A 20,644-nucleotide genomic window follows, 5' to 3' on the forward strand; every position below is an offset into this window, starting at 1 on the left:
ATGAAGGATGGCAAATGAAACAGCAATAAAATCACTGCCTGCAAGAAGTGAGATCCCTGAACAAGATACATGGAAATTAGAAGATATTTTTTCGAATGATCAGGAATGGGAAAAGGAATTTCAAGAAGTAAAAAGCCAAATCCCAGGAATTAAAGAATTTGAAGGGAAATTAGGTGAAAGTGCAGAGACGCTATATAAGGCGCTTCAATTTCAAGATAAACTGTTAGAACGAATTGGAAAGCTGTATACATATTCGCATATGCGCTATGACCAGGATACAACAAACTCTTTTTATCAAGGCCTGGATGACAGAATGAAAAATATGTATTCTCAAGCTGCCAGCCAATTAGCTTTTATTGTCCCTGAAATTCTTTCTTTAGATGAGAACCAAGTAACTAGTTTCTTAAGTAAAAAATCAGAATTAAAGCTCTATGAGCATGCACTAGCTGAAATTAATCTGCAAAGACCACATGTCCTCACGGCAGAACAGGAAGCATTGCTAGCAGAAGCCAGCGAGGTAATGGATGCTTCTAGTAATACGTTCGGGATGTTGAATAATGCAGACCTTGAATTTCCAGCTATTAAAGATGAAAATGGTACTGAGGTAGAAATTACTCATGGCCGCTATATTCGCTTTTTGGAAAGTGAAGACCCGCGGGTAAGACACGATGCCTTCAAAGCTGTATACAAGACATATGGTGATTTTAAAAATACATTTTCAAGTACATTAAGCGGCAATGTGAAGAAGGATAATTTTAATGCACGAGTAAGAAAGTATGATTCAGCTAGACATGCTGCGCTTTCTGCTAACAATATCCCAGAAAGTGTGTACGATAACCTTGTAAATACGGTAACCGACAACCTTCATTTATTACATCGATATATAAAGCTTCGAAAAAAAGTACTCGGACTTGATGAACTTCATATGTATGATTTATTTACACCCCTTGTTAAAGATGTAAAAATGGAAATCAAATACGAAGAAGCGAAGGACTTAGTCATTAAAGGATTAGCCCCCCTAGGTGAGGAATATTCAAAAATATTAACTGAGGGCTTTGAAAACCGCTGGGTTGATGTACATGAGAATAAAGGAAAACGGAGCGGCGCCTATTCATCAGGAGCATATGGGACACATCCATACATTCTAATGAACTGGCAGGATAATGTAAATAACTTATTTACGCTTGCCCATGAATTTGGCCATTCCGTGCACAGTTACTATACTCGAAAATCACAACCGTATCCTTACGGCAATTATTCAATTTTCGTTGCCGAGGTGGCTTCGACATGTAATGAAGCACTTTTAAACGACTATTTATTAAAAACAATTGATGATGAACAAAAACGTATATACTTACTCAACCATTACCTAGAAGGATTTAGAGGGACCGTGTTCCGTCAAACAATGTTTGCTGAGTTTGAACATATGATCCATCAAAAAGCACAAAATAATGAAGCCTTAACTGCTGAGGCATTAACTGAAAGTTATTACGCATTAAATAAAAAATATTTTGGCGAAGAAGATATTGTGATAGATGAGGAAATCGGATTAGAATGGGCGAGAATTCCACATTTTTATTACAATTATTATGTTTATCAGTATGCAACTGGTTTTAGTGCAGCTACAGCCCTTAGCAAGCAAATTTTAGAAGAAGGCGAACCTGCTGTGAAAAGGTATATTGACTTCCTAAGTGCAGGAAGCTCAGATTATCCGATTGAGGTTTTGAAAAAAGCTGGAGTTGATATGACTAGTGCAGAGCCAATAAAAAATGCTTGTAAGGTTTTTGAAGAAAAATTGAATGAATTAGAGCAATTATTAACTCAAGCATAATGAAAGGGATGGTGCCAAACTGGCTGCCATCCCTTTTTAAAATCCTCTAAATTTTTTCCGATCGTTAAGATAATTAACGAAGATAAATATTGAAACAAATAAAATGGGGATACTTAACAATAAAGGGAAAATCTTTAACAAAGCAAGGATTTGAAGAAAGAAGGCAATTAAAATAAAAACAATCATAAGCATTAAAGGGAATTTTCTCATATAAACAGGCTCCCCTCATAAAAGTGAGTTTTCATTACTCTTACTCCTATGTCTATTGTCCATTCCGTGAATTTATGATAATTTGACAATTATGTGAAATAAAACACAAACTTATTGCCGCACTTAAGAATAGCGTGCTATATTATATACATGAAGTTGATCACAACAAACACAAACCCCTTTGTTTGACAGTGAAAAATTTCTCCCATCCCCTTTGTTCGTATAATAGAAAAATGCCTTGCAGTAAAATCTGCAAGGCATTTTTGTTTATTAAAAAGGCTAAGTTAAAGTTTATTGTTTATTATTTTGGCATCCTGTTGATTGGAGCGGAAGGCACGAAGACTCCTGCGGGAGGACGGGGCAGGGGAGACCCCGCAGGAGCGCAGCGACGAGGAGGCTCACCGGCTCGCCCGCGGAAAGCGAAGTGCCTGGAGCGGAAATAAACAGGTTAGTTATACAGAGCTATTGAAAAAATAAAGCACGCCGTTATACGGCATGCTTCATTGTTCGATATATCTCCAAAATGTACCATACTTTGCTGGAATTTGTTCCACCACTTGCTTTAAAAGAAGTTTTTTCATTTCCTTTTCAATTTGTGAAATCGACATATTATAAACAACAGCAATTTCTTTTGATGCTACAAATTTAAAAAATTTCAAAAACGTTTCTAAAGGCGGCGGAGGAGATTGGATTGGTTTTTCAGAAAGCATTTCTTCTAAGATTTGGACATATACCTCATATGGGTAGGAACCTGTAATCTTAATTCCCTCATCCTCCACATTTTCATTAAAAAATACTAGGGTAGGAATCTCTTGTACATCCATTTCTGAAGTAATTTTCAGATCACATTGGAAAGCTTTTGCTGCACTTTCAGAATGGATATCATACATGAATTCCTCTACATCCAAACCAAGGCTCCGAGCGCAATCTTTTAACACCTCAAGTTTAGAAACATTTAGTTTCTCTAAAAATAATCCCTCTTGGATTCTCCGCAAAAAACGGAGTCCAGCCCGTCGCCCTTGTAATTCTGCTGCTTTTAAAGCAATGGAAACAGTGTAGGGAGAATCGACAGGATTCTCTAACCATAGGCTTCCATCACATGACATTCCTGACCTGCTAGCAGTTTTCTCCCACACCTGAGCGATATTCTCAAAATTCTTTTTCTTACTTATATTTAAATCGGCTAATCGTCCACTTAAAATATGCTTAATTGAAAAATAACGTCCATATTCGATTTGCAACTTCTTTAAAATCGGCTCTAGTGCCCAACATTCAGGACATAAAGGATCAATAAACATGTAAATCTCAATCGGCTTTTTATCACTGCATTGCCGCTTTGCACTCGAAGATTTTGAACTATTCACTATCTTCACCTGTTGTCTCGCCATCGTTAGGCGTATTAATCATATGTTGTGCCGTAAGATAAAGTCGTGAAAAAAATTCATCTCTTAAGGGACCCTCCAAGCCTATTTTGTCCATAGCTTGTGACATGCATGAAAGCCAGGCTTTGGCACGTATAGGGGTAACTGGAAATGGCAAATGACGTGCACGCATCATCGGATGGCCATGTTCTTCAGTATACAATGAAGGACCGCCTAAATATTGAGTTAAGAATTGCTTTTGTTTCCGAGCAATTTCTGTAAATTGATTTGGGAATATTGGAGCTAGGTCAGGATGTTGTGCAACAAGGCCATAAAAAGTGTCCACAAGACGGTGTAATGTTTCTTCACCAATGGATTCAAATGGTGAAAGCTTTCTTTCAATCATGTTGCCAACTCCCTTAAATGTAGTATGTAGATTTATTTTATCAATGCATATTTCATATCTCAAATGAATTGCTTTGAAAATGGAAATTAGTCAATTAAACATATTTATAATGTATGTTAAATGAGCAATTCTTAATAGAAAAAGCAAGAATTAGGAAGTTGAAAATAACTCCAATTAAATTATTTCTACATTTAAATACAATTAAGATTCATTCCCATTTGATTGCAGGTATTTTCGATAATAGAAACGGCGAATTTTATTTTCTGTTAAACGAGTAGGGATCTTAAATTGTTCTAGAAGTTCAATAAAGAGTTTCTCTCCATTCTGATAGTTTTCAACCTCATATTCCAATTCATAATCTTCTGTATCTAGATAGATACTATGGTCCAATACCAATAATCCTTGCTGATACTCAAATTCAACTCGTTCTGTTATTAATGAACCAAAGTATTCAATTGTTGAATAAGGGACCTCACTTTCTTCTATAAGACGTTGAATGATTCCTGTTGGAAGTTTTCCCGTACGAATGGCCAATTGTGCATCATCTTCACTGATTGTCTGATTGGTCTCTAGAAGACCGACCGTTGCTGGCTGTTTTAAAGTCATTTCGTAGTTAAAACCTTTTTTACGAATTCTTAGTGCAGTTTCTTTCCTTTTTAAAGAAAAATTTGGTGTATCAAAGTAATGGTTTTCCTGTTTAAAAATTTGATTTTTATCCACCTTGAAAAACCTAAGCAATCGTTCATATTCATTTTTAGTTAGGATATTTTTAAATTCAATTTCAATATTTTGCGTCATGTTTTCATCAACCTTTCTAAAGGGGGATCATCTTTAATAGCTCTTTTATAACCTCAACATCATCCTTGGGAGAAATCGTGAATTATGCTAAAATAAGGTGGTGAATAATGGAGGTATAAACAATGAAGAAAAGAATTTTAATCGAAAAGTCATACATAATTGAAGAAAAACTAATGTTAGAAACAAATGAGAGCATCCTTGATTTGGTTCCTGGAGAGCAGATTCTTGTAGATTCTGACCAATTTTCTTTCATTTATTTAATGGAAGATAAAGATGATTATACATATATCGTTCTACATGAACAATTCTGGCCGCACTTAAAGATTGCAAATGAAAAACAATTACCTGTTTGGGTTACTTTCAAGGAAGAGAAAAAGGAACTAGAAAACTTCCAGGATGAATTTAATTATGTGCTAACTAATATTTCGGGTAATAGTAATTATGGGAAAGAAATGGTTACAAAAGTAGAGAGCGTATTTTCTTAACATAACTTGTCTTAGAGGTGAAATCATGAAGCATTGGGACCAATTTCTAGCCCCCTATAAACAGGCGGTTTCAGAGTTAAAAGTAAAATTAAAGGGGATGAGAGGTCAGTTCGAACTTGATGCTACTCATTCACCAATTGAATTCGTTACGGGAAGAGTTAAACCCATTGCAAGTATCCTTGATAAGGCAAATCAAAAAGGGATACCACTTGAAAGACTCGAAGAAGAAATGCAGGATATTGCGGGAATGCGCATTATGTGTCAATTTGTTGATGACATTCACACTGTAGTCGATTTATTGCAAAATCGGAATGATTTTGAAATCGTTGAAGTTAGAGATTATATTTCACATAAAAAGACAAGCGGTTATCGGTCGTATCATGTTGTTATTCGCTACCCTGTTCAAACTATTCATGGTGAAAAGAATATCCTTGCGGAAATTCAGATACGAACGCTTGCAATGAATTTTTGGGCGACAATTGAACATACATTGAGCTATAAGTACAAAGGGCTATTTCCAAGTGACATTCAAATGCGGCTGCAGAGAGCAGCTGAAGCTGCATTTCGTTTAGATGAGGAAATGTCATTAATTCGTGGTGAAATTCAAGATGCCCAGGCCTTTTTTACAAGGAAGAAAGAATTGAAACAAGAAGAGAAGGATTGAGCAAATACGATCGTCGATTGAAAAGCCATTCGCATAAGGAGCCAATAATTTATGAAATTTGCGATTACATCAAAAGGAGATCAAAAATCAAATATATTAATGCACAAAATGAGGACGTATTTACTTGATTTCGATCTTATATACGATGAAGACCAACCTGATATAGTTGTTTCCATTGGTGGTGATGGCACGCTTCTTTATGCATTCCATCGCTATAGCAGCCGTTTAGATAAAACTGCTTTTGTTGGAATTCACACCGGTCATCTTGGATTTTATGCGGATTGGATTCCGGATGAAATTGAGAAACTAGTGATTGCGATTGCGAAAACACCGTATCAGGTTGTCGAATACCCCCTGTTAGAGGTCATAATTCGTTATTCTCATGCTGGGAAGGAATCAAGGTATCTTGCCTTAAATGAATCAACTGTAAAAAGTGTAGAGGGAACACTGGTTATGGACGTGGAGATTCGTGGACAGCATTTCGAAAGGTTCCGTGGTGACGGCTTATGTGTTTCGACCCCTTCAGGCAGTACGGCCTATAATAAGGCCCTTGGCGGGGCGATTATTCATCCATCAATAGCAGCCCTTCAGATTGCGGAGATGGCATCGATTAATAACAAGGTTTTTAGGACGATTGGCTCGCCGCTAATTCTTCCAGCTCACCATAATTGTATGCTTAAGCCAGTCAATCGATCAGATTTTCAGGTAACAATTGACCATCTGACAATGCTTCATAAAGATGTTAAATCAATTCAATTTAGAGTGCCGGAAGAAAAAATTCGCTTTGCTCGCTTCCGCCCATTTCCGTTTTGGAAAAGAGTGCATGATTCTTTTATTTCAGATTAAGAGGCTGGTGTCGTTGTAATGTCTCAGCATTTTCAAATGAAGTGGGTCATTGGTGAGAGCAATGAAGGAAAATTGGTTAGGGAATTTTTAAAAGAGAAAGAAATTTCTCGAACAGCTTTAACAGATATAAAGTTCAAAGGTGGTAATATCCTAGTAAATGGAGAAGAAGTAAATGTCCGCTATCGTTTAGCATGGAGAGATAAATTAACGGTAATTTTTCCTAGTGAAAGTCCGAGCGAGGGGCTTTCTGGTGAAAATATTCCTTTACCGATTCTTTATGAAGATGAGTATTTGTTGGTAATGAATAAACCAGCAGGAATGAACACGATTCCGTCGCGGGAACATCCTGCAGGCAGTTTGGCAAATGCACTGATTGGCTATTATCAGCGTTGCGGTCTACATGCTACTACGCACATTGTCACACGGCTCGACAGGGATACTTCAGGAATTGTCCTGATTGCTAAACACCGCCATGTACATCATTTGTTTAGTTTAATGCAGCAGAGCGGCCAAGTTAAGCGGACATATGAGGCATTTGCTGAGGGGGAAATGCAACAAGATAATGATACGATAGTGGCTCCTATTGGCCGTAAAGATGACAGTATCATTGAGAGGGAAGTTCGTAAGGATGGTAAATATGCTTGTACTCATTATCAGGTTCTTGCGAGATATAATGGGTTTACGCATTTGGAACTTACGCTTGATACGGGGCGAACCCATCAAATTAGAGTTCATTTGTCTTTTTTGAAGCATCCCTTACTTGGAGACGATTTATATGGAGGAGATGTATCACAAATAAATCGACAGGCACTACATTGTAAAAAAATATCCTTTATTCACCCATTTTTAAACGATGAAATGATATTTACTGCTCCATTACCTAAAGATATGTTTAACTTATTAGAGGCTGACCTCCATGATTAAGAGGCAGCCTTTTTTGTGTATTAGAAATACTCCTAATCAAATTGTTTAAATTTTTCCTCCACATATGGCATAGTAGATGTAACTGACAACAATTCCATTTCGGGATATCTTAAGGCTGTAAGTTTTCCGCCAAAGACAGCGCCAGTATCAATATTGTACGTATTATTTATGTACCTTGGCTCTTTAACTGGCGTATGACCATAAATGATACATGGCTCACCATGATACTCCTTTGCCCAATCCCTTCGAATTGGAGAACCATCCGGGTGCTTTTTCCCTGTGATATCCCCGTAAAGAACAAAATCCTTAACTTTTCCATGGGATTGTCCGATAAATTCTTGTTTAATCCCTGCATGCGCGATAACAAGCTTCTTGTTGTCTAATACTAAATAGAGTGGAGCGTTTTCGTAGAGTTCAATAAATTTTTTTCGAATGGATTGCTGTTCTTTTTTATATAATGATTCATACTCAGCAACGGTTGTTTCTAGCCCATGTGCAATCTGAACTTTGTTGCCTAGGAAGAAACGATATAACTTATTACAATGATTCCCTGGTGTGTAGTAAGCCTTTTTTTCTTTCATCACCAACTGCCAAACAATTTCGATTACATGTAGTGAAGCAGGTCCACGGTCTGTTAAATCACCTAAAAAACCAAGTACTCTGTTTTCGTGAAGGGGGATTCCATTTTCCCATTTATAGCCAAGCTTTAAGGTGAGTTCCTTAAATTCTGCTAAACATCCATGGATATCACCGATTACATCAATTTTCATTGGATCAACTCCTTGTCCACCATATTTTTAGTCGAAGCGTTGGATTTTATAAAAAGAATTCCTACCTAATGAATGAAGGGAGTCATAATATGGAGCAAAATGTTTCAGTTATTTCTTTATTAATTGTAGTAACAATGGCATTTATCACCCCGATTTTTTTACATCGATTTAAATTGAATTTTATCCCTGTAGTGGTCGCTGAAATAATTATGGGACTTGTCATAGGGAAGAGTGGTTTCGATGTAGTTCATAAAGATATTTGGCTTTCCACCTTATCAACACTTGGTTTTATTTTTCTTATGTTTTTAAGCGGTCTTGAAATCGATTTTAAAGCTTTTGCTGGAGGAAATAAGCGTAAGGTGCTTCCAAATGGGAAAAAGGAGCCCAATTCATTTGTTGTGGCGTCACTAATCTTTGCAGGGGTTTTTATCTTCTCTCTCGGTCTATCTATTGTCTTTGTCATGGCAGGTTTTATTGAAAATGCCTTTTTAATGACGCTAATCATTTCGACGATATCTTTGGGTGTAGTGGTTCCAACCTTGAAAGAGGCCCATTTGATGAAAACTGTAATCGGCCAAATTATTTTATTGGTTGCGGTCATTGCAGATTTAGTGACCATGATTTTACTCGCTGTGTTTGTTTCGTTAAATGAATCAGGACATGGGAATACGTGGCTGTTACTTATTTTGTTTGCGGCTGGTATCGTTCTTTATTTTCTTGGAAAAAGATTTAAAAATCGTACATTTATTGAATCTTTGTCAACGGGGACCGTCCAAATTGGAACCAGGGCAGTTTTTACACTAATTATTGTTTTAGTGGGGCTTTCTGAAACCGTGGGTGCTGAAAATATCTTAGGAGCCTTTCTAGCAGGAGTACTTGTATCCCTGTTAGCACCCAACCAAGAGCTTATACATAAGTTAGATTCTTTTGGGTATGGCTTCTTGATTCCTATCTTTTTTGTGATGGTAGGAGTAAATTTAGATATTTGGTCGCTTTTTAGTGAAAAAAAGCTTTTGTTATTAATACCGCTTTTATTAGTAGGGTTGCTTTTTTCAAAACTCTTACCAGTTTACTTATTAAAAATTTGGTATGATTTGAAAACGGTCATTGCGTCTGGCTTTTTGCTTACTTCTACTCTTTCACTGGTCATCGCGGCCGCTACAATTGGAGAAAGACTAGAAATCATATCAGCGGAGATGAGTGGAACACTAATTTTAGTGGCAGTAATCACTTCTATTTTTACACCCATTGTTTTTAAAAAGTTATTTCCTAAAGAAGTGGTTGCAAATAAAACAGTTAGTATAGCATTCTTAGGTGCCAATCAGACGACAATGCCTGTTTCACGAGAATTAAAGTCAGGACTGTATGATCCAATCCTTTATCATACCCGAATGGAGAAATCAGAAAAACAAATTGCCGATTCACTATTTGATATCGTTGAAATTCCAGACTATTCACTCGAAACGTTGGAGAATACAAAAGTCTTTCAATCAGAAGTTGTCGTATTATCAACTGGTGATGAGAAGGTGAATGCAGCATTGTCCGTTGTTGCGAAAGAAAGAGGAGTATCTAGGGTTATTGCGCGAATTGAAAGTCCAGATATAGAGGAAAACTTACGAGGACATAATGTAGAGGTATTTTCTACATTTATGTCAACAAAAGTGTTACTTCGGGCATTGATTGAATCTCCAACCCTAATCAATATACTTACCAACCAAGAGACAGGACTTTATGAAATTGTCATGATGAATAGCCAATTTGATGGGATGTCAATAAGGAGGTTTCCGTTTACGGGTGATATTATTTTTGTCCGAATTTTTCGGGGAAAGGATTCCATCGTTCCGCATGGAGATACAGAACTAGAGATGAATGACCGTTTAATCGTTACAGGCTCGAAGGAATATGTTGATGAGTTGAAAAGAGAATTGGAATTCTGCGAAACCTGAGTTTATTTTTGAAAAAGGGAAACTTTTCATTTATGACAAATTAGTGTAAAATTAGTACCAAGTACTAATATCATGTGTAATTGTAGGAGGACTCTTTTATATGAACCTTTCATTATCTGGAAAAACATACGTAGTAATGGGTGTAGCCAATAAACGCAGTATCGCGTGGGGAATTGCCCGCTCATTGCACAATGCAGGAGCAAGATTAATTTTTACCTATGCAGGTGAAAGGTTAGAAAGCAGTGTCCGAGAACTAGCAGGTTCGTTAGAAGCCGAAGGGACAATTGTTTTACCATGTGATGTAACAAACGATGAAGAAGTTGCAAGATGCTTTGCTGAAATCAAAGAATCAGTTGGTTCCATTCATGGAGTAGCACACTGCATCGCATTTGCAAATAAAGAAGAACTAAGCGGGGAGTATTTAAGCACAACTAGAGAGGGCTTTTTGCTCGCTCACAATATCAGCTCATATTCCTTAACAGCTGTAGCGAAAGAAGCAAGAGGATTAATGACTGAGGGAGGAAGTATTGTCACATTGACATACTTAGGCGGAGAACGTGCCATCCAGAACTATAATGTTATGGGAGTAGCTAAAGCTTCTCTTGATGCTAGTGTTCGTTACTTAGCTGCTGACCTTGGTAAAGAAAACATTCGTGTTAATTCGATTTCTGCAGGTCCAATTCGTACCTTATCCGCAAAAGGAATAAGTGATTTTAATTCCATCTTAAAAGAAATTGAAGAAAGAGCTCCATTACGTCGAGCAACCACTCCAGAAGAAGTGGGAGACACTGCCGTGTTTCTTTTCAGTGATCTATCAAGAGGAATTACTGGAGAAAACATTCACGTTGATTCTGGATACCATATCCTATAATTTGAAAGGCCCGCAAATAATGCGGGCCTTTTTATGTAGAAATTTCTTAGTTTTCGTATGAACGCGATTAGGCATTCCGCATAAATATAATTGTAGGATTACGTAAATGGAGGTACTGAGCATGTCGACAAAAAAGAGCAATGGACCACTACTCTATATACATCAACCGTTTTCAAGAACTCCTGCCATGAACATGCAGGACATATTCACTGCAAAACAGGAACTACTAGTGGACATAGAGAAAGAAATGCCGTTAAATGAAGAAAATAATAATAAAGAAATTTCTCTCGCAAAAAAAGAGATAGGATCTAAAATAGAGAATCCATCTACAAAACCACACACGAATTCACAGGGTACAGCATCTAAACCACCTCAAAAAAGGCAGCTTACATCTTTTAAGCGGGTTAAGCCTTTTAAAGAAATGAGTATAGAAGAACGCATAGAATATTTAAAGAACTATCCGAAGGTCCTCCCGCCTGCTCCATGTGTTTTTGTTACGGAGGAAAATAATTATCAAGGGTATCTGATCGATTACGATGGTCAAGATGTGACCATTCGCTTTCATGATAAAACAACTAAAACTGTGCCCGTACATGAACTTACAAATATCATCTTGATTGGGATAGGGAAATAGTTGGAACATAAAAAAGCCAGCCGTTTTACCGACTGGCTACATTTTTAGTTACAAATTCCTAAGTTTACATCAGCAATACATTGCACTGCACAGAAGCAGCTTAAGTCAACTGTAATACAGTCGTTACTTGCGCGGAAACGTTCAACTTGACAAACTTTATCAAGGTTGATACAGCATTTATCTCCGCCTGAAACCAAGTTAACTGGACAGAAAGTACCACCTTCGCGGCGTCCTGGTACTAACACACGAAGTGTAGCGCAACAATTATCAAATACATCTTCTACACGGAAGTAGATAGACACACATGCATTATTTTCGTTACTAAAGAATGCATGGAATGGAGAGCCATCTGCAGTACTTAATACAAATACGCGAGTATCGACAGGATCTCTCCTTACGGGAGACACCAATGACCCGAGGGGCTCAGCAAAACAACTGGAACACTCAGGGCATTCGTCTTCTTCAACTGCATTGTCCTGGATGTCCTTAATGGCACGAACGACTTCACAAACGCAATTCCCGTGACGAAAATCATGATTATTTCCACAACCCATTTATTTTTCCTCCTTATTCCGATATATATCTTACAATACTAACATATTTCACAGAGCACTCTTGGGACACGGACAATCGCCTTATTTAAGCAAATTAGGCTAAGAAAAGCTCTTTGAAAGGATCCTCTAAAATGAAAATAACCTTATTAAACTTACTTCTACTATCGCTGGCGAGCTTTAGGCTGACAAGGTTACTTGTTTTTGATAAGATTACCGAGTTTATTCGGGTTCCGTTTTTCAATGAAATAAAAGAAAAAAATGAGTACGGAGAAATGGAAGTTTATTACGTACCGAAAGATAAGGGAGTTAAAAAATTTTTTGGAGAACTTATTAGCTGTTATTGGTGTACAGGAATATGGACTTCCATTGGAATTGTTTGTTTATCAATGTTATTCCCGGACTTTTCGTTTCCAATTATCTTAATATTGGCGGTTGCGGGATGTGCATCCATAATGGAGTCGATTGTGCAGTTTTTTATCGAAAAATAGTGTTTTTCGCTGAGACAAGGATTATAGGTTGTTCATATTCTATAGCAGTGGACATAGTATTAAGAGCGAGGGAGAGAGTATCATGAGTCAAAAGAAAAGGAGAGCTCAATCAACTGAGTATTCACAATCAATTCAATCGTCACAATCAACTAACATGTATCAACCATCAAAATCAATAAAGCAAAAAGGAACAGGTTGTGGCTGTGGGAAAAAAACTTCAAAGTAAGTAAGAGGAACTGTCAGATTAGCTGGCAGTTTTTATTTTTCTTAAACAAAAGATAAAATAAAAGTTATTCCTCATAATTTTAATCATTGTCGAAAAAACTATATAGTAGCGGTAAATATAAAATGGAACAAGGGATGGGAATCATATGAGAGCTACTCATCGATGGGTTTTACTTACTTGTTTAATGTTACTTTCCTCCTGTGACCAAAACCAACAGGTTACGGATAGCCAATTAACACTTATGAAAAAAACGAATCCTAGCCCAATCGTAACACAAAAGAATAAAAGTAAAGATCAGATTAAAGACATTGAGCAGGATGTCAGCTCGTTTCCAGAATTATATGATGTGGCTGTTGTGGAAGGAAAGAAAGATACACTAGTTGTTTATAAAGTTAAACATTTATATCGATTTAAAATGAAAAAAATTGAAAAAAATATCAACAAAATGCTGGAACGAAAATATCCAGATGAAAACTTTACAATCTCAAGTGACTATAAAATTTTTCTAGAAACAGTCAGACTTGATGAGAAAATGAAATCCTCAAAATATACAGGGAAGAATGCTGAAAAACGTTTTAACGAAATCGTTAAGATGACAAAAGAATTGAAGTAAGAAAGGAAGAAAATAGATGGCAACGAGTAAACAAAAAAATATGACACCCCAGCAGCGCAACTATCAACAACTTCAACAGAAGCATGAAATTAAACGACCTGTTCTGAAGAACTGTATAAAAGCATTTTTTGTTGGCGGTATAATATGTGTGATCGGTCAAGCCATCAGTTATTTTTATATTTATTATTTTGATTTTACTGAACAGAGTGTAGGAAATCCAACGGTAGCAACCATGGTATTTTTGTCTATGCTACTAACTGGATTTGGAGTATACGATCGACTTGGACAATTTGCAGGGGCAGGGAGTGCTGTGCCCGTTACAGGCTTCGGAAATGCAGTAATATCTGCAGCAATAGAGCATCGAACAGAAGGCTTTGTTTTAGGAGTGGGTGGAAATATGTTTAAGCTTGCAGGGTCAGTCATACTCTTCGGTGTTTTCTCGGCATTTGTTGTGGCACTGATTAAGACCCTGCTGGTGATTTGGGGGGTATTGTAATTGTTAAAAGGGCACCAATCATGGATTTTTACAAATCGGCCAATGATCACTTCTACCGGAGTTACTGGTGGACCGTTTGAAGCCAATGGTAATTTAGCAGAGGATTTCGATTTACTATATGAAGACTTATGGATGGGGAAGGAAACATATGAAAAAGCACACCGGTTACTATTAGAAGAGGCGATTAAAACAGCATTAAATAAAAGAAATATGGAAAAGGAACAGATCCAATTTTTATTTGCTGGAGATTTAATTAATCAAATAACACCAACAAGTTTTGCCGCAAGAACCATGCAGATTCCTCATTTCGGTCTATTTGGTGCATGTTCTACATCCATGGAAGGGTTGGCACTGGCTTCATTTGTTGTAAATTACCAGGGAGCAAATTACGTCCTGACAGGTGCATCGAGCCATAATGCAGCGGTAGAAAAACAGTTTCGCTACCCAACCGAGTATGGAGGTCAAAAACCGCCGACTGCACAATGGACGATAACAGGAGCAGGCGTGGCACTTGTGCAGCCTAATGAACCTGGGCAGGTATTTCCGGTTACAACCGCGGCTACGATCGGAAAAGTGATTGATATGGGATTAACAGATCCCTTTAATATGGGAGGGGCGATGGCTCCTGCCGCAGCCGATACCATTATTGCTCATTTCCGTGATTTGCAATTAGACCCCTCCTATTATGATTTGATTGTTACAGGAGACTTAGGCAGGGTCGGTCATGATACAGCCTTTGAATTAATAAACAAAAGTGGACTCGAATTAGAACGAGGACAATTCCAAGATTGCGGGTTATTAATGTATAAGGATGATCAGCCGGTACAGTCTGGAGGAAGTGGGGCTGGGTGCTCAGCAACAGTCTTGTACGGACATTTATTGAACCAATTGAAAAAGGGTACATATAAACGGATTTTAGTAGTCGCAACAGGTGCATTGCTGTCCCCGCTCAGCTTTCAGCAAAACGAATCCATTCCATGTATTGCACATGCTGTTGCTATTGAAATGAACGAAGATAAGGGGTGATCCTATGTTAGCAATGTTTTTTTGGGCATTTGTAATTGGCGGGCTAATCTGCGTAATTGGGCAGCTTTTATTTGATGTTGCAAAGCTTACTCCTGGCCATACACTAAGTTTGCTCGTGGTAATTGGCGCTGTATTAGATGGTTTCGGACTTTATGAACCACTCGTTGACTTTGCTGGGGCTGGTGCTACCATTCCAATTACCAGTTTTGGTAATTCCTTAGTTCATGGAGCCATGCAGGATGCAGAGAAACATGGCCTTATTGGCGTGTTGACTGGGATGTTTCAAGTGACCAGCTCTGGTGTTTCAGCAGCAATTATTTTCGGATTTATCGGTGCATTAATATTTAAACCTAAGGGTTAAACTAAACATTTTTGAATCCAATTTACTGAAATAGATGGCGCGCCTACACACAGTAGAATGTAATTTCATATGTTATTAATGAGATTACAGAAGTGAGGTGACATTCTATGTTTGGATATGGCGGCTGTGGTTACGGTTACGGCGGTGGATTTGGCTACGGTTCAACTTTTGTATTAATCGTCGTATTATTCATCCTTTTAATCATCGTTGGTGCAAGCTTCTATTAATAGGTAGTGCTTGCTGTAGGGAAATGGGTTGGCCTGAAAAAGAAGCCAGCCCTTTCACTTTTTTTACTGAATAGTGCCTAGATGCACGTACGCTTTTCCAATTTTATTCACCAAATTACCCATCCTTCATACAATAGAAGTAGTTTATGAAGGAGCGTGATCTTTGAATATGGATAATGGATTTTTTAAAAACATTGAAAAGAAAACAGGCGTGAATATGAAAGATATCTTTGAATTAGCTAATTCATTACAAAACGCCAATTTTCAGGATGAAAAAACTGTCCGCAATGTAATTCGTCGTGTTTCTCAAATTGCAAATAAACCGGTAAGTCAAGAAATGGAAGATCAAATTGTTAAATCCATTATTAATGATGGAAAGCAACTGGATCTTAATACAATCTCTAATATGATTAATAAAAAATAAAAAGAAGAAGACCTCCTTCCTAAATTAGGAAGTGGTCTTCTTCTTTTTATTAAGGGGCGCTATAAAGCGCGAGCGATGTGCCTTTTTGCCTCGTCTATTTTCTGGAACGGAGATAAAAAGCTGATCTTTAGCTCGAGTCATCGCTACGTAAAATAATCTTCTTTCTTCTTCAAGTGCAGTAAAGTCGCCATTTCGATACGCTTCCAGTGCAAAATCGTGCGGTAAACTGCCGTCGACAGCACCGACAATATAAACCGTTTTATATTCGAGACCTTTTGAGCGGTGAATCGTACTAAGACTAATAGCTTCATGAAAATGTTTACTTAAATTTTTAATTTCTTTGTTCATTGCCGACATATGTTCTGCATGAGCAAGGAACGCTTCAATTTTATCGAAGCTTTTTGCAGCCACTTTTAAGTCTTTTAGATCGTCAGAGCCTTTTTCAAGCTTATTTGACTCGTTACCCCGTTTTTTTAAAAAATCAAGGAAGCCTATATCTTTTTCGACTTTTTCAAGTGCTGAGTGTGGGGGTGAATGCTTCAATCCCCGAATAATTGTGACCGCTTTTTTTAATTTTTTTTCTTGAAAAGCATGAGCGGTAGTTAAGTGGCTAAGCGCTTCAAGCAGACTGCAATCCTTCAAGATGCTTTGTGCTTTTAATTCTTTAAGGACCGTTTGCCTTAGAAATAACAAAGGTAATACCTCAGACATAGCCTGTGGGTCATCCTCATTTAGGCTTACCTTTAGAAAGGAAAGGGCGCTTCTAACAATATAACGATCGTAAAAAGCTTCTGCATCTAGATCAATCTTAAATGGAAGGTTAGAGCCGGCCAATCTTTCAAACACCGCACGCGAGCCGGCATTGGTTCGATAGAGAATGGCAAAGTCGGAAGGGTTTGCTCCATGAGAAATACGCTCTTGTATATCTGTGACAATCATCGTTGCTTCCTCCTCTTCATTATAGGGAAAAAATAACGTTGGAAGTGCTCCTGAAGAAAACTGTGCCTTCATTTTCTTTGCTCTTCTGATTTTATTCGCCGCAATCATCTGGTTAGCAGAGGAAACAATTTCATGTGAAGATCGATAATTTTGATCAAGTGTGACCAATTTTGCATTGGGAAAATCCTTTTCAAACTGTAGTAAATAACTTGGGTCACTTCCTCTAAATGAATAAATGGCTTGATCATCATCACCAACTGCACAAACATTTTTATGTTTTGCAGATAATAGTTTAATGAGTTCGTATTGAACCTTATTTATATCCTGAAACTCATCAATTAAAAAATGATGAAAACGATTTTGGTACTGGTCAAGCAGGGAGGGGGATGAGATAAACAGATGATAGCAGCCAATCAACATATCATCAAAATCAAACAGTCCCTCTTTTTTCTTATAGGCCTCATATTTTTTATATAAAAAGGCGGTTTTTTCTTCCCAATCAGAATTGGGCTTCACTTCATCGGGCATTAACAGAGAGTTCTTCCATAGGCCGATTTGCTGAAGAGCTAAATCATAGGCAAACTCTTTTTCAGACAGATCAAGTTCTTTTCCTTCTTCCTTCAGGATTTTGTCACGCTGCCATTCTTTTTTTAATAGTTTGTCTGATGACCAAATATGTGCGTCGTGGAACATCAGGATGCGATAAAAAATACTGTGAAAAGTACCAGTAACAAGTTGATTAATTTTATCGCGTTTTATTTGTGGATAGGAAAGCAGCCGATGCTTCATTTCTGCTGCCGCTTTTGATGTGAAAGTGACAAGCATGATCGTTTTCGGGTCGATGAGTTTTTCAGCCAGCATAAATGCTGTTCGGACTGTTAATACCCGAGTTTTACCACTTCCGGCACCAGCAAGTACCAACAGTGAGCCATCCGTCTCTTTGACAGCGGCAGCCTGACTTTCATCAAGAACAACTCCATTTCTTGCAAGTTGTTGTAAAAAAGGTGAGAGTTCCTCCAGATTGTTTTTATCTGGCAGGTTAAATGGAACAGAATATTCAATCGTTTTAGCGGCTTTGAATTGGTCAATGCTTTGCGGGGGTATTGTAATCGTCCTACCCTTTGGGATGCTAAATCCATTCAATTCAGTGGTTGGTTGTATATCAGCCTTGACATCGATCACGATTTCGGGCTCTGGACAATGTTTTTCAGGTGAATGTGTATGGAAAAAATGTGGTTCCTTGTGTATACCTAAAAACAAGCGAACGTTTTCGTTACAGATTGGACAACTTAAATGACCATTTTTTCCGGCAAGAAATATTTTCTGATATTGCTCCCTGCTTAATTGCTCAAGGACAATATTCTGATTTTCATAAATCGCTGTTTTCATAATTTTTTATCCTCTATATCCAAAAATCAAGACATGTTCTATCATATCAAAACCTTGGAGGAACTAAAAGAGGTTCTTTGACATTGATGGAATTACCAAAAAAGCACTTAACGCTGCCGCGTCAAGTGCTTCATGAGGTTATATTTTTTTCACCATCGTCTTATGTGGAATTCCTGCATCCATAAATTCTTCTGAAACAACTTCGTAACCAAGTCCCGAGTAAAATGGAATGGCCTGGGTTTGGGCATTAAGCTTTAATTGATGAATATCGTTGTCACGTGCATAGGCTTCAATCTTATTCATAATCGCTTTTCCGGCCCCTGTTTTTCTTGCCTCTTTCAAGACACAGATTCGTTCGACTTTTCCATAGCCATCAACGAAACGAAAGCGGCCAGCACCAACTGGAGATCCTTCATGGTACATGACAAAATGTTTTGCATCGTTTTCAAAGGAGTCGATTTCCTCTTCAAGTGGGACAGCCTGTTCTTCAACGAAAACAGTTTTCCTAATAAAATAAGCATCTTCAAGTTCTTTTTGATTTTCAACAATCTTTACATTCACTTAAACTATTCCTTTCCAAGACGAAATGTTTCATAAACAGTCCAGGAACCATTTTCTAATTGATAAAGAAGATGGAAACGATCAATCGTTTCTTCATGGTTAATCGCTGTCATACGGAGGGAGCCAAATACATCAGAATGTTCATCATTGGAAAGCTGTTGACCAATGGTAATATGCGGAACAAATGCATATTCTAAGTTTTGCTCGGTAAATTCTTGATTAACTTCGTTATGCAAAGCGGTTAGTTCGTCCGATTTTTCAACTTTAAAATAAATAACATTGTTTACGGGTTTAAATGAGCTGATTTTCGAAGTTTTTAATGTAAATGCCTGGTGATGGGCAGCTAATCTTCTTAATTTATCAGCATATTCTTTCGCTTCTTCTTCGGACGCCTCAAATGCATCTTTTAATGTTAGATGCGGCGTAATTAAAGCATAATGCGGGTCATAACGTTTTCGATAGGAATTAGCTAAATCCTGTAGTTTTTTTGATGGAAAAATAACAACTCCAAATTTCATACGTATACCTCCATTTAGATGAACTTATAATGGCTGTGTTAAACTTGTCTGTTGATTTCCGTTCCAGGCACTTCGCTTTCCGCGGGCGTGCCGGGGAGCCTCCTCGTCGCTTTGCTCCTGCGGGGTCTCCCCTGCCCCGTACTCCCGCAGGAGTCTTCGTGCCTTCCACTCCAATCAACAGAGTGCTAAAAATCAACTTTAACCTCTAACACAGCCTTTATAATAAAAACAAAAATTAACCTTCCTAATATTATAGCAAATTTTCAAAATATATTAAATGACTTATCATGATGTTGATAGGGGTTAATTAAAACAGCATTTTAAGGGCGCGCCGTAAATCAGGCTGCCAGTAGGTCCAGGTATGATTACCACTAAACTCTTCATAAAAATATGTAATGGGTTTCTTTGAAATTATTTTTGAAAGCTCCCTGTTCGGGGTTAGGAAATCTTTAAGACTGCCGTCTGTTGTCTGAACTTCCGTTTCTTGATTCCCGATTACATGATAGAGTTGTAATAATTGTCCCTCTGAGAAGTTTTTAACGGCGCTCAAAATACTATCATCCACATATGGAGAGTGTAAAAGGACTTTTCCAAATGTATGCGGGTATTGAAGCGCTGTCATTAAAGAAACAGCACCGCCAAGGGAGTCGCCGATTAGTGCTCTTGTTGAGCCCATTTGATAGGTAGGAAACTCATGGTCAAGAAAAGGAACTAATTCATGGGCTAGGAACCGGATGTATTGTTGATTCTGGGAGCCCTTTGGATGATATTTCTTGCGTCGGTCTTCTACGTTTTTATAGGGTACCCCGACAATGATTAAATTTTCAATTTCTCTTTGAAAAAGAAACTCGTCTGCCAATCGCACGATTCTACCAAGCTGAAAATAGTCTCGGCCATCCTGGGCAATTAACAGAGAGTATTTATATAACGGTGAGAAGTTTGCTGGCAGATAAACAAGGAGTTGAACATCCTCTCCAAGTTCTGCACTAAAAATGGTAAGTTCTTTGATGGTTCCTTTTGGAAACTCCATGTGATAAAACCCCCTGTGATTCGATCTCTACCACTGCATTATAACA

The 20,644-nt window shown here is 37.7% G+C and carries 26 protein-coding genes; 16 read left to right on the plus strand and 10 right to left on the minus strand.

Going from position 1 to position 20,644, the window contains the following annotated elements; translation table 11 throughout:
- Positions 1–7: 7 nt before the first annotated feature.
- On the plus strand, positions 8–1,831 hold the full coding sequence (gene pepF / locus AC4QJR_RS07290) for an oligoendopeptidase F (RefSeq protein WP_496525771.1): 1,824 nt from the start codon (positions 8–10) through the stop codon (positions 1,829–1,831).
- A gap of 36 nt (positions 1,832–1,867) precedes the next feature.
- Here the strand turns inward: pepF and AC4QJR_RS07295 are convergent, their stop codons facing one another.
- From AC4QJR_RS07295 to AC4QJR_RS07310, 4 genes are all read right to left on the minus strand, one after another.
- Positions 1,868–2,041 (minus strand): hypothetical protein, encoded by a 174-nt coding sequence (locus tag AC4QJR_RS07295; RefSeq protein WP_496525772.1) that lies wholly within the window; start codon positions 2,039–2,041, stop codon positions 1,868–1,870.
- Between the two features lie 500 nt (positions 2,042–2,541).
- The gene (locus AC4QJR_RS07300; protein ID WP_098572457.1) at positions 2,542–3,429 is read right to left on the minus strand and encodes a ClpXP adapter SpxH family protein; all 888 of its coding nucleotides are present in this window, start codon (positions 3,427–3,429) and stop codon (positions 2,542–2,544) included.
- Complete coding sequence (locus tag AC4QJR_RS07305) at positions 3,398–3,808, minus strand: globin domain-containing protein (RefSeq protein ID WP_375376102.1); 411 nt, start codon at positions 3,806–3,808, stop codon at positions 3,398–3,400. Before AC4QJR_RS07305 ends, AC4QJR_RS07300 begins: the two co-directional genes overlap by 32 nt.
- 201 nt (positions 3,809–4,009) lie before the next feature.
- Positions 4,010–4,606 carry a CYTH domain-containing protein gene (locus AC4QJR_RS07310; protein WP_496525773.1) on the minus strand — a complete coding sequence of 199 codons (597 nt, stop codon included), beginning with the start codon at positions 4,604–4,606 and terminating at the stop codon, positions 4,010–4,012.
- Positions 4,607–4,728: 122 nt separating this feature from the next.
- On the opposite strand from AC4QJR_RS07310, the gene AC4QJR_RS07315 reads away from it, so the two are divergent.
- From AC4QJR_RS07315 to AC4QJR_RS07330, 4 genes are read left to right on the plus strand one after another with little or no spacing between them, the layout of a single operon-like run.
- Positions 4,729–5,091, plus strand: a complete 363-nt coding sequence (locus AC4QJR_RS07315) for a UPF0738 family protein (protein WP_251456450.1) — start codon at positions 4,729–4,731, stop codon at positions 5,089–5,091.
- Between the two features lie 25 nt (positions 5,092–5,116).
- Entirely contained in the window at positions 5,117–5,755 is a 639-nt protein-coding gene (gene yjbM, locus AC4QJR_RS07320; protein ID WP_098572461.1) for a GTP diphosphokinase, read from the plus strand.
- A 51-nt stretch (positions 5,756–5,806) separates the two neighbouring features.
- Positions 5,807–6,601 (plus strand): NAD kinase, encoded by a 795-nt coding sequence (locus AC4QJR_RS07325; RefSeq protein WP_098572462.1) that lies wholly within the window; start codon positions 5,807–5,809, stop codon positions 6,599–6,601.
- Positions 6,602–6,619: 18 nt separating this feature from the next.
- Positions 6,620–7,525 (plus strand): RluA family pseudouridine synthase, encoded by a 906-nt coding sequence (locus tag AC4QJR_RS07330; protein WP_496525774.1) that lies wholly within the window; start codon positions 6,620–6,622, stop codon positions 7,523–7,525.
- Between the two features lie 32 nt (positions 7,526–7,557).
- Here AC4QJR_RS07330 and prpE read toward each other — a convergent pair whose 3' ends face one another.
- The gene (prpE, locus tag AC4QJR_RS07335) at positions 7,558–8,295 is read right to left on the minus strand and encodes a bis(5'-nucleosyl)-tetraphosphatase PrpE (protein WP_496525775.1); all 738 of its coding nucleotides are present in this window, start codon (positions 8,293–8,295) and stop codon (positions 7,558–7,560) included.
- 89 nt (positions 8,296–8,384) lie between these two features.
- On the opposite strand from prpE, the gene AC4QJR_RS07340 reads away from it, so the two are divergent.
- From AC4QJR_RS07340 to AC4QJR_RS07350, 3 genes are all read left to right on the plus strand, one after another.
- On the plus strand, positions 8,385–10,241 hold the full coding sequence (locus tag AC4QJR_RS07340) for a monovalent cation:proton antiporter family protein (protein ID WP_496525776.1): 1,857 nt from the start codon (positions 8,385–8,387) through the stop codon (positions 10,239–10,241).
- A gap of 100 nt (positions 10,242–10,341) precedes the next feature.
- The gene (gene fabI / locus AC4QJR_RS07345) at positions 10,342–11,112 is read left to right on the plus strand and encodes an enoyl-ACP reductase FabI (protein WP_251456444.1); all 771 of its coding nucleotides are present in this window, start codon (positions 10,342–10,344) and stop codon (positions 11,110–11,112) included.
- A gap of 121 nt (positions 11,113–11,233) precedes the next feature.
- Complete coding sequence (locus AC4QJR_RS07350; protein ID WP_375376108.1) at positions 11,234–11,746, plus strand: CotO family spore coat protein; 513 nt, start codon at positions 11,234–11,236, stop codon at positions 11,744–11,746.
- 44 nt (positions 11,747–11,790) lie between these two features.
- Here the strand turns inward: AC4QJR_RS07350 and AC4QJR_RS07355 are convergent, their stop codons facing one another.
- Positions 11,791–12,300: a CotY/CotZ family spore coat protein gene (locus AC4QJR_RS07355; RefSeq protein WP_098572468.1), complete on the minus strand. Its 510-nt coding sequence runs from the start codon at positions 12,298–12,300 to the stop codon at positions 11,791–11,793.
- A 131-nt stretch (positions 12,301–12,431) separates the two neighbouring features.
- Here AC4QJR_RS07355 and AC4QJR_RS07360 point away from each other — a divergent pair, with 131 nt between their 5' ends.
- The 8 genes from AC4QJR_RS07360 (at position 12,432) to spoVIF (ending at position 16,161) form a co-directional block, all read left to right on the plus strand.
- Positions 12,432–12,788: a DUF1360 domain-containing protein gene (locus AC4QJR_RS07360; protein WP_098572469.1), complete on the plus strand. Its 357-nt coding sequence runs from the start codon at positions 12,432–12,434 to the stop codon at positions 12,786–12,788.
- A gap of 82 nt (positions 12,789–12,870) precedes the next feature.
- On the plus strand, positions 12,871–13,014 hold the full coding sequence (locus AC4QJR_RS07365; RefSeq protein WP_180230021.1) for a hypothetical protein: 144 nt from the start codon (positions 12,871–12,873) through the stop codon (positions 13,012–13,014).
- Between the two features lie 145 nt (positions 13,015–13,159).
- Entirely contained in the window at positions 13,160–13,627 is a 468-nt protein-coding gene (locus AC4QJR_RS07370; RefSeq protein WP_496525777.1) for a sporulation protein, read from the plus strand.
- Positions 13,628–13,643: 16 nt separating this feature from the next.
- A complete protein-coding gene (gene spoVAC, locus AC4QJR_RS07375; RefSeq protein WP_098572471.1) occupies positions 13,644–14,123 on the plus strand; it encodes a stage V sporulation protein AC in 480 nt (159 codons plus the stop codon).
- On the plus strand, positions 14,124–15,149 hold the full coding sequence (gene spoVAD, locus AC4QJR_RS07380) for a stage V sporulation protein AD (protein WP_496525778.1): 1,026 nt from the start codon (positions 14,124–14,126) through the stop codon (positions 15,147–15,149).
- A 4-nt stretch (positions 15,150–15,153) separates the two neighbouring features.
- Positions 15,154–15,510, plus strand: a complete 357-nt coding sequence (gene spoVAE / locus AC4QJR_RS07385; RefSeq protein WP_026566163.1) for a stage V sporulation protein AE — start codon at positions 15,154–15,156, stop codon at positions 15,508–15,510.
- A gap of 107 nt (positions 15,511–15,617) precedes the next feature.
- The gene (locus tag AC4QJR_RS07390; RefSeq protein ID WP_098572473.1) at positions 15,618–15,737 is read left to right on the plus strand and encodes a YjcZ family sporulation protein; all 120 of its coding nucleotides are present in this window, start codon (positions 15,618–15,620) and stop codon (positions 15,735–15,737) included.
- A 169-nt stretch (positions 15,738–15,906) separates the two neighbouring features.
- Positions 15,907–16,161: a sporulation-specific transcription regulator SpoVIF gene (gene spoVIF / locus AC4QJR_RS07395; protein WP_251456753.1), complete on the plus strand. Its 255-nt coding sequence runs from the start codon at positions 15,907–15,909 to the stop codon at positions 16,159–16,161.
- A gap of 24 nt (positions 16,162–16,185) precedes the next feature.
- On the opposite strand, the gene AC4QJR_RS07400 is transcribed toward spoVIF, so the two are convergent.
- From AC4QJR_RS07400 to AC4QJR_RS07415, 4 genes are all read right to left on the minus strand, one after another.
- The gene (locus tag AC4QJR_RS07400; RefSeq protein ID WP_496525779.1) at positions 16,186–18,489 is read right to left on the minus strand and encodes a UvrD-helicase domain-containing protein; all 2,304 of its coding nucleotides are present in this window, start codon (positions 18,487–18,489) and stop codon (positions 16,186–16,188) included.
- Between the two features lie 138 nt (positions 18,490–18,627).
- Positions 18,628–19,050 (minus strand): GNAT family N-acetyltransferase, encoded by a 423-nt coding sequence (locus tag AC4QJR_RS07405; RefSeq protein WP_251456438.1) that lies wholly within the window; start codon positions 19,048–19,050, stop codon positions 18,628–18,630.
- A 5-nt stretch (positions 19,051–19,055) separates the two neighbouring features.
- A complete protein-coding gene (locus tag AC4QJR_RS07410) occupies positions 19,056–19,568 on the minus strand; it encodes a YjcG family protein (RefSeq protein ID WP_098572476.1) in 513 nt (170 codons plus the stop codon).
- Positions 19,569–19,875: 307 nt separating this feature from the next.
- Positions 19,876–20,598 carry an alpha/beta hydrolase gene (locus AC4QJR_RS07415; protein WP_496525780.1) on the minus strand — a complete coding sequence of 241 codons (723 nt, stop codon included), beginning with the start codon at positions 20,596–20,598 and terminating at the stop codon, positions 19,876–19,878.
- Positions 20,599–20,644 lie beyond the last annotated feature (46 nt).

The organism is Neobacillus sp. BP17 (assembly GCF_059579525.1).

Coding starts and splice junctions, on each gene's coding strand:
- AC4QJR_RS07310 (WP_496525773.1), bottom strand. CDS start 4,606: ATGACGCAAAATATTGAAATTGAATTTAAAAATATCCTAACTAAAAAT.
- AC4QJR_RS07330 (WP_496525774.1), top strand. CDS start 6,620: ATGTCTCAGCATTTTCAAATGAAGTGGGTCATTGGTGAGAGCAATGAA.
- AC4QJR_RS07350 (WP_375376108.1), top strand. CDS start 11,234: ATGTCGACAAAAAAGAGCAATGGACCACTACTCTATATACATCAACCG.
- AC4QJR_RS07355 (WP_098572468.1), bottom strand. CDS start 12,300: ATGGGTTGTGGAAATAATCATGATTTTCGTCACGGGAATTGCGTTTGT.
- fabI (WP_251456444.1), top strand. CDS start 10,342: ATGAACCTTTCATTATCTGGAAAAACATACGTAGTAATGGGTGTAGCC.
- AC4QJR_RS07360 (WP_098572469.1), top strand. CDS start 12,432: ATGAAAATAACCTTATTAAACTTACTTCTACTATCGCTGGCGAGCTTT.
- pepF (WP_496525771.1), top strand. CDS start 8: ATGGCAAATGAAACAGCAATAAAATCACTGCCTGCAAGAAGTGAGATC.
- AC4QJR_RS07295 (WP_496525772.1), bottom strand. CDS start 2,041: ATGAGAAAATTCCCTTTAATGCTTATGATTGTTTTTATTTTAATTGCC.
- AC4QJR_RS07340 (WP_496525776.1), top strand. CDS start 8,385: ATGGAGCAAAATGTTTCAGTTATTTCTTTATTAATTGTAGTAACAATG.
- yjbM (WP_098572461.1), top strand. CDS start 5,117: ATGAAGCATTGGGACCAATTTCTAGCCCCCTATAAACAGGCGGTTTCA.
- prpE (WP_496525775.1), bottom strand. CDS start 8,295: ATGAAAATTGATGTAATCGGTGATATCCATGGATGTTTAGCAGAATTT.
- spoVAE (WP_026566163.1), top strand. CDS start 15,154: ATGTTAGCAATGTTTTTTTGGGCATTTGTAATTGGCGGGCTAATCTGC.
- AC4QJR_RS07390 (WP_098572473.1), top strand. CDS start 15,618: ATGTTTGGATATGGCGGCTGTGGTTACGGTTACGGCGGTGGATTTGGC.
- AC4QJR_RS07400 (WP_496525779.1), bottom strand. CDS start 18,489: ATGAAAACAGCGATTTATGAAAATCAGAATATTGTCCTTGAGCAATTA.
- AC4QJR_RS07370 (WP_496525777.1), top strand. CDS start 13,160: ATGAGAGCTACTCATCGATGGGTTTTACTTACTTGTTTAATGTTACTT.
- AC4QJR_RS07315 (WP_251456450.1), top strand. CDS start 4,729: ATGAAGAAAAGAATTTTAATCGAAAAGTCATACATAATTGAAGAAAAA.
- spoVAC (WP_098572471.1), top strand. CDS start 13,644: ATGGCAACGAGTAAACAAAAAAATATGACACCCCAGCAGCGCAACTAT.
- AC4QJR_RS07415 (WP_496525780.1), bottom strand. CDS start 20,598: ATGGAGTTTCCAAAAGGAACCATCAAAGAACTTACCATTTTTAGTGCA.
- AC4QJR_RS07325 (WP_098572462.1), top strand. CDS start 5,807: ATGAAATTTGCGATTACATCAAAAGGAGATCAAAAATCAAATATATTA.
- AC4QJR_RS07305 (WP_375376102.1), bottom strand. CDS start 3,808: ATGATTGAAAGAAAGCTTTCACCATTTGAATCCATTGGTGAAGAAACA.
- AC4QJR_RS07300 (WP_098572457.1), bottom strand. CDS start 3,429: ATGGCGAGACAACAGGTGAAGATAGTGAATAGTTCAAAATCTTCGAGT.
- spoVIF (WP_251456753.1), top strand. CDS start 15,907: ATGGATAATGGATTTTTTAAAAACATTGAAAAGAAAACAGGCGTGAAT.
- AC4QJR_RS07365 (WP_180230021.1), top strand. CDS start 12,871: ATGAGTCAAAAGAAAAGGAGAGCTCAATCAACTGAGTATTCACAATCA.
- AC4QJR_RS07410 (WP_098572476.1), bottom strand. CDS start 19,568: ATGAAATTTGGAGTTGTTATTTTTCCATCAAAAAAACTACAGGATTTA.